Origin of the sequence: Pseudomonas serbica (assembly GCF_028823535.1) — a bacterium.
GTDB lineage: Bacteria > Pseudomonadota > Gammaproteobacteria > Pseudomonadales > Pseudomonadaceae > Aquipseudomonas > Aquipseudomonas serbica.
Map to the genome: position 1 here is coordinate 41342 of NZ_JAQIYM010000001.1, position 11876 is coordinate 53217.

Annotated in this window: 10 protein-coding genes; 7 read left to right on the forward strand and 3 right to left on the reverse strand. The window is 58.4% G+C overall.

Annotation, left to right across the window (positions count from 1 at the left end; translation table 11 throughout):
• The first annotated feature begins 136 nt into the window (after window positions 1–136).
• The 4 genes from NQL71_RS00200 to NQL71_RS00215 all read left to right on the forward strand — a co-directional run bounded on the left by NQL71_RS00200 (window position 137) and on the right by NQL71_RS00215 (window position 6318).
• A complete protein-coding gene (locus NQL71_RS00200; protein ID WP_008061555.1) occupies window positions 137–2059 on the forward strand; it encodes a PrkA family serine protein kinase in 1923 nt (640 codons plus the stop codon).
• A 141-nt stretch (window positions 2060–2200) separates the two neighbouring features.
• Window positions 2201–3472: a YeaH/YhbH family protein gene (locus NQL71_RS00205; RefSeq protein ID WP_008061553.1), complete on the forward strand. Its 1272-nt coding sequence runs from the start codon at window positions 2201–2203 to the stop codon at window positions 3470–3472.
• Window positions 3469–5031: a SpoVR family protein gene (locus tag NQL71_RS00210; protein ID WP_046818190.1), complete on the forward strand. Its 1563-nt coding sequence runs from the start codon at window positions 3469–3471 to the stop codon at window positions 5029–5031. Before NQL71_RS00205 ends, NQL71_RS00210 begins: the two co-directional genes overlap by 4 nt.
• 63 nt (window positions 5032–5094) lie before the next feature.
• The gene (locus tag NQL71_RS00215) at window positions 5095–6318 is read left to right on the forward strand and encodes a multifunctional CCA addition/repair protein (protein ID WP_274642134.1); all 1224 of its coding nucleotides are present in this window, start codon (window positions 5095–5097) and stop codon (window positions 6316–6318) included.
• A 90-nt stretch (window positions 6319–6408) separates the two neighbouring features.
• Here NQL71_RS00215 and folK read toward each other — a convergent pair whose 3' ends face one another.
• Both folK and folB read right to left on the reverse strand, forming a co-directional pair.
• The gene (folK, locus tag NQL71_RS00220; RefSeq protein ID WP_046818192.1) at window positions 6409–6927 is read right to left on the reverse strand and encodes a 2-amino-4-hydroxy-6-hydroxymethyldihydropteridine diphosphokinase; all 519 of its coding nucleotides are present in this window, start codon (window positions 6925–6927) and stop codon (window positions 6409–6411) included.
• Window positions 6918–7274: a dihydroneopterin aldolase gene (folB, locus tag NQL71_RS00225; protein WP_008051601.1), complete on the reverse strand. Its 357-nt coding sequence runs from the start codon at window positions 7272–7274 to the stop codon at window positions 6918–6920. Before folB ends, folK begins: the two co-directional genes overlap by 10 nt.
• A gap of 74 nt (window positions 7275–7348) precedes the next feature.
• Between folB and plsY the strand changes: the two genes are divergently transcribed.
• A complete protein-coding gene (gene plsY / locus NQL71_RS00230) occupies window positions 7349–7918 on the forward strand; it encodes a glycerol-3-phosphate 1-O-acyltransferase PlsY (protein WP_046818193.1) in 570 nt (189 codons plus the stop codon).
• Window positions 7919–7941: 23 nt separating this feature from the next.
• Here the strand turns inward: plsY and tsaD are convergent, their stop codons facing one another.
• On the reverse strand, window positions 7942–8967 hold the full coding sequence (gene tsaD, locus NQL71_RS00235; RefSeq protein ID WP_046818194.1) for a tRNA (adenosine(37)-N6)-threonylcarbamoyltransferase complex transferase subunit TsaD: 1026 nt from the start codon (window positions 8965–8967) through the stop codon (window positions 7942–7944).
• A 199-nt stretch (window positions 8968–9166) separates the two neighbouring features.
• Here tsaD and rpsU point away from each other — a divergent pair, with 199 nt between their 5' ends.
• Together rpsU and dnaG are read left to right on the forward strand one after the other, a co-directional pair.
• Window positions 9167–9382, forward strand: coding sequence for a 30S ribosomal protein S21 (rpsU, locus tag NQL71_RS00240; protein WP_002551877.1), 216 nt, complete (start codon window positions 9167–9169; stop codon window positions 9380–9382).
• 481 nt (window positions 9383–9863) lie between these two features.
• Entirely contained in the window at window positions 9864–11843 is a 1980-nt protein-coding gene (dnaG, locus tag NQL71_RS00245) for a DNA primase (RefSeq protein ID WP_274642135.1), read from the forward strand.
• Window positions 11844–11876: the final 33 nt, after the last annotated feature.

The window sequence follows — 11876 nt, forward strand, 5'->3', positions numbered from 1 at the left end:
GGGTCATCGGGAGTAGCTTTCGGGGTAGTCAGCTTCGAAAGAGTTCTGGGGGGTAAACAGCGACTGCCTGTTCGGTTGCTGCCAGCATCGACTGAGTGATCCGGCGTCGGCTCCACGTATCGAGCGAGGTGACGTCATGAGTATCTTTAGCCACTTCCAACAACGTTTCGAGTCCACACGCCAGGAAGAACTCTCGCTGCAAGAGTATCTGGAGTTGTGCAAAAAGGACCGTAGCGCCTACGTTTCCGCCGCCGAGCGTCTGTTGCTGGCCATCGGTGAGCCGGAACTCCTCGACACCTCGACCAACTCGAGGCTGTCGCGAATCTTCTCCAACAAGGTGATCCGCCGCTATCCGGCCTTTGAAGACTTCCACGGGATGGAAGAATGCATCGACCAGATCGTGTCGTATTTCCGCCATGCCGCCCAAGGCCTGGAAGAGAAGAAACAGATCCTTTATCTGCTCGGCCCCGTCGGCGGTGGTAAATCGTCCCTGGCCGAAAAACTCAAGCAACTGATGGAAAGAGTGCCCTTCTACGCGATCAAGGGCTCGCCGGTATTCGAATCGCCACTGGGTCTGTTCAACGCCACTGAAGATGGCGCGATCCTCGAGGAAGACTTCGGCATCCCGCGGCGCTACCTCAACACCATCATGTCGCCATGGGCCACCAAGCGCTTGGCCGAATTCGGCGGTGACATCAGCCAGTTCCGCGTGGTCAAGCTCTATCCGTCGATCCTCAACCAGATCGCCGTGGCCAAAACCGAACCAGGCGATGAAAACAACCAGGACATTTCGGCACTGGTGGGTAAGGTCGATATCCGCAAACTGGAAGAATTCCCACAGAACGATGCCGATGCCTACAGCTATTCGGGCGCACTGTGCCGGGCCAACCAGGGCCTGATGGAATTCGTCGAAATGTTCAAGGCGCCGATCAAGGTGCTGCACCCACTGCTGACCGCCACCCAGGAAGGCAACTACAACAGTACCGAAGGGCTTGGGGCAATTCCGTTCACCGGGATCCTGCTGGCCCACTCCAACGAATCGGAGTGGCACACCTTCCGCAACAACAAGAACAACGAAGCGTTCATCGACCGGATCTACATCGTCAAGGTGCCGTACTGCCTGCGTGTCAGTGACGAAGTGAAGATCTACGACAAGCTGCTGTTCAACAGCTCGCTGGCCAAAGCCCATTGCGCGCCAGACACCTTGAAGATGCTTGCACAGTTCACCGTACTTTCACGCCTGAAGGAGCCAGAAAACTCGAACATCTACTCCAAGATGCGGGTGTATGACGGTGAAAACCTCAAGGACACCGATCCGAAGGCCAAGTCTATCCAGGAGTATCGCGACAACGCCGGCGTCGATGAAGGCATGAACGGCCTGTCGACCCGCTTCGCGTTCAAGATCCTGTCCAAGGTCTTCAACTTCGACCCCCATGAAATCGCCGCCAACCCGGTTCACCTGCTCTATGTGCTGGAGCAACAGATCGAGCAGGAGCAGTTCCAGGCCGAAACCCGCGAGCGCTACCTGCGCTTCCTCAAGGAGTATCTGGCACCGCGATACATCGAATTCATCGGCAAGGAGATCCAGACCGCCTACCTCGAGTCCTACAGCGAGTACGGCCAGAACATCTTCGATCGTTATGTGCTGTACGCGGACTTCTGGATTCAGGACCAGGAGTATCGCGATCCGGAAACCGGCGAGATTCTCAACCGCGTCGCACTGAACGAAGAACTGGAGAAAATCGAAAAACCGGCGGGCATCAGCAATCCGAAGGATTTCCGCAACGAAATCGTCAACTTCGTACTGCGCGCCCGGGCCAACAACAATGGCAAGAACCCGACCTGGCTCAGCTACGAAAAACTGCGGGTGGTCATCGAGAAGAAAATGTTCTCCAACACCGAGGACCTCCTGCCCGTCATCAGCTTCAACGCCAAGGCCAGCAAAGAGGACCAGCAGAAACACAACGACTTCGTCACACGAATGGTCGAACGCGGTTACACCGACAAACAGGTACGGCTGCTGTCCGAGTGGTACCTGAGGGTCAGAAAATCCCAGTAAGGGAGCTGCAGGCGGCAAGCGACACCGCACCACCGAAAACGCGTTGTTGGCGTAATTGTGGCCATATGTCGCGCGCCGCTTGTTTCTGAAGCTTCTGTCTTGCAGCTTGAAGCTTATGACTCGAAGCTCCCCGGAGGGCCTATGAGCTATGTGATCGACCGACGTCTCAATGGCAAGAACAAGAGCACGGTGAACCGCCAGCGGTTTCTGCGGCGGTACCGTGACCACATCAAAAAGGCTGTCGAAGAGGCGGTCAGTCGGCGTTCCATTACCGATATGGAACACGGCGAGCAAATCAGCATCCCGGGGCGTGACATCGACGAACCGGTGCTTCACCACGGGCGTGGCGGCAAACAGACCGTCGTGCACCCCGGCAACAAGGAATTCACCAGCGGCGAACACATTGCGCGCCCACCTGGGGGTGGTGGCGGCAGAGGGCCTGGCAAGGCCGGCAACTCGGGCGAAGGAATGGACGAGTTCGTCTTCCAGATCACCCAGGAAGAATTCCTCGAATTCATGTTCGAAGACCTTGAGCTGCCTAACCTGGTCAAGCGCAACCTGACCGGCACCGACACCTTCAAGACCGTTCGCGCAGGGATCAGCAACGAGGGCAATCCGTCGCGGATCAACATCATCCGCACACTGCGCTCAGCCCATGCTCGGCGAATCGCCCTCTCTGGCAGCAGCCGGGCGAAACTGCGCGAAGCCAAGGAAGAACTCCTGCGACTCAAACAGGAAGAACCGGACAACTTCGGCGATATCCAGGAACTTGAGGCAGAAATCGAAAAACTCAGCGCACGCATTCATCGCGTCCCTTTTCTCGACACCTTCGACCTCAAGTACAACCTGCTGATCAAGCAACCCAACCCCAGCTCGAAGGCGGTGATGTTCTGCCTCATGGACGTTTCCGGCTCGATGACCCAGGCGACCAAGGACATCGCCAAGCGCTTCTTCATCCTGCTGTACCTGTTTCTCAAGCGTAACTACGACAAGATTGACGTGGTGTTCATCCGCCACCACACCAGCGCCCGTGAAGTGGACGAGGAAGAGTTCTTCTACTCCCGCGAAACCGGCGGGACCATCGTGTCCAGTGCCTTGAAGTTGATGCAAGAGATCATGGCCGAGCGCTATCCGGCAAACGAGTGGAACATCTATGCCGCCCAGGCCTCCGACGGCGACAACTGGAACGACGACTCGCCGATTTGCCGCGACATCCTGATCAACCAGATCATGCCTTTCGTGCAGTACTACACTTATGTCGAGATTACCCCACGGGAACATCAGGCCCTGTGGTTCGAATACGAGCGCATCGCCGAAGCCTTTTCCGACACTTTTGCCCAGCAACAACTGGTATCGGCCGGGGATATCTATCCGGTCTTCCGTGAACTCTTCCAGCGCAGGTTAGTGACATGACCGCCAAAGAGCAGAAGCGCCAACCCATATCCACCGGATCGGAATGGACGTTCGAGCTGATCCAGGCCTACGACCGTGAAATCAGTCGTATTGCGGCTCGCTACGCGCTCGATACGTACCCTAACCAGATTGAAGTGATCACCGCTGAGCAGATGATGGACGCCTACGCCTCTGTGGGCATGCCTCTGGGCTATCACCACTGGTCCTACGGCAAACACTTCCTCAGCACCGAAAAGTCCTACACGCGTGGCCAGATGGGGTTGGCCTATGAAATCGTGATCAACTCCGATCCGTGCATCGCCTACCTCATGGAGGAAAACACCATCTGCATGCAGGCGCTGGTGGTGGCGCATGCGTGCTACGGGCACAACAGCTTCTTCAAGGGCAATTACCTGTTCCGCACATGGACCGATGCCAGCTCGATCATCGACTACCTGGTGTTCGCCAAGCAGTACATCATGCAATGCGAGGAGCGCCATGGCATCGATGCGGTCGAGGACTTGCTCGACTCCTGCCACGCCTTGATGAATTACGGGGTCGACCGCTACAAACGCCCTTACCCTATTTCCGCCGAGGAAGAACGGCGCCGCCAAAAAGACCGGGAAGAACATCTGCAGAAGCAGATCAATGACCTGTGGCGCACCATTCCCAAAGGCGCGGACAAGTACAGCGACAAGGACAACGCGCGCTTCCCCGCCGAACCGCAGGAAAACATCCTGTACTTCATCGAAAAACATGCGCCGTTGCTGGAGCCCTGGCAGCGGGAAATCGTGCGGATCGTACGCAAGATCGCCCAGTATTTTTATCCACAGCGCCAGACCCAGGTCATGAACGAAGGGTGGGCCACATTCTGGCACTACACCCTGATGAACGATCTATACGACGAAGGCCTGGTGACCGATGGCTTCATGATGGAGTTCCTGACGTCCCACACCAGCGTTGTCTTCCAGCCTGGCTTCGACAGTCCCTATTACAGCGGCATCAACCCCTACGCCTTGGGCTTTGCCATGTATCGCGACATCCGTCGCATGTGCGAAGAGCCCACTGAAGAGGATTACCGCTGGTTTCCGGACATTGCCGGCACCGACTGGCTGGCAGCCATCAAGTTCGCCATGAGCAGTTTCAAGGATGAGAGTTTCATCCTGCAGTACCTTTCACCCAAAGTGATCCGTGACCTGAAACTGTTCAGTATTCTCGATGATGATCAGAAAGACGATCTACTGGTGCCAGCCATTCACGACGAAGGCGGCTATCGCATCATCCGTGAAACCCTGGCGGCACAGTACAACCTGGGCAATCGCGAACCGAACGTTCAGATCTACAGCATCGACAGACGCGGCGACCGCTCCCTGACCCTGCGTCACCAACAACATGACCGAAAACCGCTGGGAGAGTCCACCGAGGAAGTGCTCAAGCATCTGCATCGCCTCTGGGGCTTCGATATTCACCTGGAAACCTTGCAGGGTGACCAGATCATGAAAACCCACCATGTGCCGCCACGCAGTGAACACAGCGAAGGCGATTACGGCCGACTGGACCTGGCCGTCATCCATTTGTGATTCCGGTTGTGCCTCCGAACGCTCGACGTAAGGGTTATCCTGTCGAGCTAACGGAGGTTTTTCATGCAGATTTATAAAGTTGGCGGTGCGGTACGCGATCGCCTGCTCGGCATACCTGTCACTGACATCGACCGAGTCGTGGTCGGAGCGACGACCGAAGAGATGCTCGCCCAGGGTTATCGGCCGGTGGGGGCTGACTTTCCGGTGTTTCTTCATCCGAAAACCGGCGAGGAATATGCCCTCGCCCGGACCGAACGCAAAAGCGGACGCGGTTACGGTGGGTTCACGTTCCACGCCAGTCCCGATGTGACCCTCGAAGAAGACCTGATTCGCCGCGACCTGACGATCAACGCGATGGCCGAAGACGATCAGCAGAAACTGACCGACCCCTACAACGGCCAGCGCGATCTTGAGGCCCGTGTTCTTCGGCACGTTTCCCCAGCGTTTGCCGAGGATCCCCTCCGGGTTTTGCGCGTTGCCCGCTTCGCGGCACGCTATGCCGAACTCGGCTTCACCGTCGCCCCCGAAACCCTTGAACTGATGCGCCAGCTCAGCGAATCAGGCGAACTGCAAGCGCTTACGGCGGAGCGCAGCTGGAAAGAAATCTCCCGCGCCCTGATGGAAAATCAGCCACAGGTGTTTATCGAAGTGTTGCGCGCATGCGCTGCCCTTAAAGAGCTGATGCCGGAAGTTGACGCACTGTTTGGCGTCCCGCAGCCCGAGAGCCACCACCCGGAAATCGACACTGGCGCCCACACCCTGAGCGTGCTGCAGCAAGCGGCAGAACATGAACAGCCGCTGACCGTGCGCTGGGCGTGCCTGCTACATGATCTGGGGAAAGGACTGACGCCGGAGGATCAATGGCCGCGGCACATTGCTCACGAGTCCAAGGGACTGAAACTGATCAAGGTGGTCAACGAACGCTTCAAGGCGCCGAAGGATTGCCAGGAGCTGGCGTTGCTGGTGGGCGAATATCACACCCACGGTCATCGCGCACTCGAGCTGAAGCCATCGACCTTGCTCGAGCTACTGCAGAGCTTCGACGTTTACCGTCGACCGCAACGGTTCGAGGAATTCATCGCAGCGTGCGAGATGGATGCACGTGGCCGTAAAGGGCTGGAGCAGAGAAGTTATCCACAGGCGGATTATCTGCGCGGGGCGGCGACAGCAGCGCGTAGCGTGGCGGTTCAGCCGTTGCTGGAGCAGGGATTCAAGGGGCCGCAGTTGGGTGAGGCGATCAAGCGCGAACGGCTCAAGGCTTTGAAGGCCTACAAGGAACAAGCTTAAGCATCAAAAGTTCGCAGCCTGCGGCAGCTCCTATAGGGGAAATATGCGTTTCCCTGGAGGAGCTGCCGCAGGCTGGCTGCGATCATTGCTTTACAGCAAGCTGGACGGGGTCAATGACTGCCCACGCCACTCAAACGCCACCGGCGCCAGCACCTGATCAATCTGCGATTCGGCCCACAACGCGGCGAAATTTTTACCTACGCCCGGGTGTACGCGATCTGGAGCAATCAGCGACAACGGCCACAACACAAAGGCATTCTTAAGAATTTCCGCCCTCGGCAACACCAGGCCATCGAAGTTTCCCACAAGGTCGCCGTACAGCAACACGTCGATATCCAGAGGCAAACCTCGGCGATCCGGTGCATAACGACCGTTATCGGCCTCGATAAACTTCAACCGGCGATCCAGCTCCATTAGCGGCAAGTCGGTGTAGGCCGACACCACGAAATTGAAGAACGGCCCGCTCTTGATCCCCACCGGCTGGCTTTCGAAAACCGCGGAGCAACGAATATCCACCAGAAAACCCGCCAGGGCTTCCAGGCCGGCTTGCAAATGGGTTTCGCGCTCGATGTTGCTGCCGAGCCCGAGATACACCTGAGTCAGCGACATCCGCGCTCGATCTCCACACCCACGCCACCGGTAGCGGCAGGAACTGCGCCTGGCTTGGTCAACTTGAGGCGCATCCAGGTGATCTTGAATTCGCTCATCAGCACTTCCACCAGGCGCTCGGCGAAAGTCTCGACCAACTGGAACTGTGCCTGCTCGGCAAACGCCTGGATGCGCGATGAAACGCTCGCGTAATCAAGCGCCAGGGTCAGGTCATCGCCAGCGGCGGCCGGGCGATTGTCCCAGGCGAAACTCAGGTCAAGCCGCAAGCACTGTCGGATGCCTCGCTCCCAGTCATAGGCACCGATCACGGTGTCGACTTCCAGGCCCTCGATAAACACTCTGTCCAAGCACTTTTCTCCGCTGCACGACAAGGGCGCAATGCGCCGTTAGAATCAGGGCGTCCTCGCCCGGAATAGTTAGCATGTTTTGGTTACTGGCGATCCTCGCCTACCTGCTCGGCTCTCTGTCCTTCGCCATCTTGCTCAGCCGCTTGACCGGTAACCCCGATCCGCGAATGAGTGGCTCGGGCAATGCTGGCGCCACCAACATGCTGCGCCTGGCGGGCAAGAAACTCGCCATCCTGACGCTGCTCGGCGACCTCTGCAAAGGCCTGCTGCCCGTACTGATCGCCGGTCTCGCAGGCTTGTCACTACAGGATCAGGCCTGGATCGGTGTTTGCGCCGTCATCGGCCACCTGTTTCCACTGTACTTCCACTTTCGCGGTGGCAAGGGTGTCGCCACCGCTGCCGGCATGCTGCTGGGGCTATACCCGCCCGCGGCTCTGATGGCGGTATGCGCCTGGCTGCTGACGTTCTACCTGACCCGTACCAGCTCGCTGGCCGCCTTGATCGCCACGCCCTTGACCCTGCCACTGTTGGCCTGGCAAGAGCCGGCTGCTCTGCTGCCGATGTGCGCCCTGACCGCAATGATCGTCTGGCGCCACCGGGGCAATCTACGCGACCTGTTTGCCGGGCGCGAACGGCATTTTTAGCCGCCAGCCAGGCGCCGCCCTCATCACAAAGGCGACAACTGCTCCATCGGCCACCGCGCCTGCACGCTGATCGCCAGGCTTTCCTGCTGACCGGCCTTCAGGCGCTGACAGCCAGCAAACGCAATCATGGCGCCATTATCGGTACAGAACTGCGGACGGGCGTAAAAAACATCGCCCTTCATGTCACCGAGCATTTTTTCCAGGGAAACGCGCAACGCCTTGTTGGCACTGACGCCGCCAGCGATCACCAGGCGCTTCATGCCAGCCGCTTTCAGGGCGCGCTTGCACTTGATGGTCAAAGTCTCTACCACGGCCTGCTGGAACGCCAGCGAGATGTCGCAACGGGCTTGCTCACCGTCGTCTGCAGCGCTCACGCACTGCTGCCAGGTGTTCAGGGCGAAAGTTTTCAAGCCGCTGAAGCTGAAGTCCAGGCCTGGGCGGTCGCACATCGGACGCGGGAAGACGAAACGTCCTGCAACGCCCTGCTCTGCCAGGCGAGCGATTTCCGGGCCACCCGGATAATTGAGCCCCATCATCTTCGCGGTCTTGTCGAAGGCTTCGCCCGCGGCATCGTCCAGCGTTTCGCCAAGCAGTGTGTATTGACCGATTCCATCGACCTGAACCAACTGCGTATGGCCGCCCGACACCAACAAAGCGACGAACGGAAATTCGGGCGGCTGAGACTCCAGCATCGGCGCCAGCAGGTGTCCTTCCATGTGGTGCACGCCCAGCGCTGGAATACCCCAGGCAAAGGCCAGCGCCTGGGCACAGGAAGCACCGACCAGCAGCGCGCCGACCAGGCCGGGGCCCGCGGTATACGCGATGGCGTCGATCTCGGTCGGCACGCAGCCGGCTTCGGCCAACACCTGACGAATCAAGGGCAGCATGCGCTTGACGTGGTCACGCGAGGCCAGCTCCGGCACTACGCCACCATAGGCGCGGTGCAGGTCGATCTGGCTGAACAGCGCATCGGCCAGCAGGCCGCGCTCACTGTCGTAAAGCGCGACACCGGTTTCGTCGCAAGAGGTTTCTAATCCCAGTACTAGCATGGGTTTGCGCCTTGTTTAGGCTGAATTCGAAGGCGCGCATAATAGTCGCCGCGTGATGCCCCGACCAGCGGTTTTCGATCAGAGGCTTTGCATTCCGTGCGATGAGGGGTTAACATCCGCAACCCTTAAAAACCGACGTCTTCAAGTGCTCTTTTGCCGCGAGGATGTTGACCCCGGTAATGAATGAAGGTAGCTCTGGATGCCAGCCGTCAAAGTAAAAGAGAACGAACCCTTCGACGTAGCTCTGCGTCGTTTCAAGCGCTCCTGCGAAAAAGCCGGTGTACTGGCTGAAGTTCGTAGCCGCGAATTTTACGAGAAGCCAACTTCTGAGCGTAAGCGCAAGGCAGCAGCCGCTGTTAAGCGTCACGCCAAGAAAGTTCAGCGCGAACAGCGCCGCGCCGTTCGTCTGTACTAATACACAGACGATCGTAGCAAGCTTCTGCCAAGCCCGGCTCTGAGCCGGGCTTATGGCATTTGCGTAAAACGCTTGATGCTTCACCGTCGAAGCCGCAGACGCGACCGAGACAAATCTGCTTCACTGCGTCAGACCTGGCTTTTTTGCCAGCGGTGCACGTCTTTTCTGACGAGCCTTTCAAGGCTACTGACGAGCACACCCACTGATTCCTCTCACGACGATCAGCCCAAGGCACCTGTATGCGTGCCGAAAAAGAGCTATCCGAGACCCTTGACGGGTCGCAGCCGGATTCAGCGCAACACTTTCAAACAGTCGAATACTGACAGGCAGTAACGTCAGTGGATTTTCGGCAGATACACTTCCCGATAGCGATTATGCAGGCGATACCGGTCGAGCCGCACATTGTGCGTGCCTCAAGCAATGATCCGCGTTCAGCCACCCTTCGCTTCGGTCCCCTTTCAGCGCAGATGACGAGAACGCCATGGCCGGGCTAATTCCCCAGAGCTTCATTGACGACCTTCTGAACCGCACCGACATCGTCGACGTGGTCAGCTCGCGCCTGCAACTGAAAAAGGCCGGCAAGAACCACACTGCCTGCTGCCCGTTCCACAAAGAGAAAACACCCTCTTTCAGCGTAAGTCCCGACAAGCAGTTCTATTACTGCTTTGGCTGCGGCGCGGGTGGCAACGCCCTGGGCTTCATCATGGACCACGACAACCTGGATTTCCCCCAGGCTGTCGAAGAACTGGCCAAGGCCGCCGGGATGGAAATCCCCCGCGAGGAAAGCGGGCGACCGCACAAGCCGCGCCAGCCAACCGATTCGCCGCTGTACCCGTTGCTTACCGCTGCCGCCGATTTCTATCGCCAGGCCCTGAAGAGCCATCCGGCGCGCAAAGCTGCCGTGGACTACCTGAAAGGTCGAGGACTGACCGGTGAAATCGCCCGGGACTTCGGCCTTGGCTTTGCGCCGCCGGGCTGGGACAACCTGTTCAAGCACTTGAGCAGCGACACCCTGCAACAAAAAGCCATGATCGATGCCGGCCTGTTGATCGAGAACGCCGAAACCGGCAAACGCTACGACCGCTTTCGTGATCGCGTGATGTTCCCGATTCGCGATAGTCGCGGGCGCATCATCGCGTTCGGTGGCCGGGTACTGGGCGACGACAAGCCCAAGTACCTCAACTCGCCGGAAACCCCGGTCTTCCATAAAGGCCAGGAACTCTACGGCCTGTACGAAGCGCGCAAGAACAACCGCAACCTCGACGAAATCATCGTCGTCGAGGGCTACATGGACGTCATCGCCCTCGCCCAGCAAGGCTTGCGCAATGCCGTCGCGACCTTGGGCACCGCCACCAGCGAAGAGCACATGAAGCGCCTGTTTCGCGTCGTGCCCAGCGTGCTGTTCTGCTTCGACGGCGACCAGGCCGGCCGCAACGCCGCCTGGCGAGCCCTCGAAGCCACGCTGACGAGCCTGCAGGATGGCCGTCGCGCCCGATTCCTGTTCCTGCCCGAAGGTGAAGATCCAGACACCCTGGTCCGCTCCGAAGGCACCGATGCCTTCCGCGCACGCATCAACCAGCACGCGCAGCCATTGGCCGATTATTTTTTCCAGCAACTGACGGAAGAAGCCGACCCGCGCTCACTCGAAGGCAAGGCCCACATGGCCACCCTGGCGGCACCGCTGATCGATAAAGTCCCGGGGGCCAACCTGCGCATCCTGATGCGACAGCGCCTGAGCGAAATCACCGGCCTCAGCGGGGAGGCCGTTAGTCAGCTTGCCCAAACCGCCCCCCAGGAAGCACCGCCCGCCTACGATCCGGGCTTCGATTACGACGCAATGCCGGATTACAGCGACTACCATCAGCCGCAGGCACCGGAGATGTATGCACCACAGCAAGAGTGGACACCGAAAAAAACCGGTGCCGGCGGCAAGAAATGGGACAAGAAACCCTGGGACAAGAATGGCAAGCGTGGCGGTTATCGCGATCAGCAAAGTCCACCCAGAACGCCTATAGCTGTCGAGGCACCAACGCTCATTGCAATCCGTACCCTTATCCACCACCCGAACATGGCGGGAAAAGTGGAGAGTGCCAATCATTTTGCAAATGAGACAAATACCTATGCGCAGCTCCTGGTCGCGCTGGTCGAGGCAGTTCAGAAAAATCCTGGGCTAAACTCAATCCAACTGATGGCTCGCTGGCATGGAACCGATCAGGGGCGCCTGCTCAAGGCGCTTGCGGAAAAGGAATGGTTAATTCGAGGGGACAACCTTGAACAACAGTTTTTAGACACCATTAATAGGTTATCCGCAGCCCAGCACACACATACCCTGGACGAGCTCATCAAAAAAGCCAACGACCCAGGACTGACCGCGGAACAGAAAATGCAGATAGCAAATCAGATGCGCGACCTATTTAAAGGCAATGTTTCCGCATCAAACCCGACCTCAACTGGCGCGTGAGGTCATAGCTCAGGTATAATCCTCGGCTTGTTT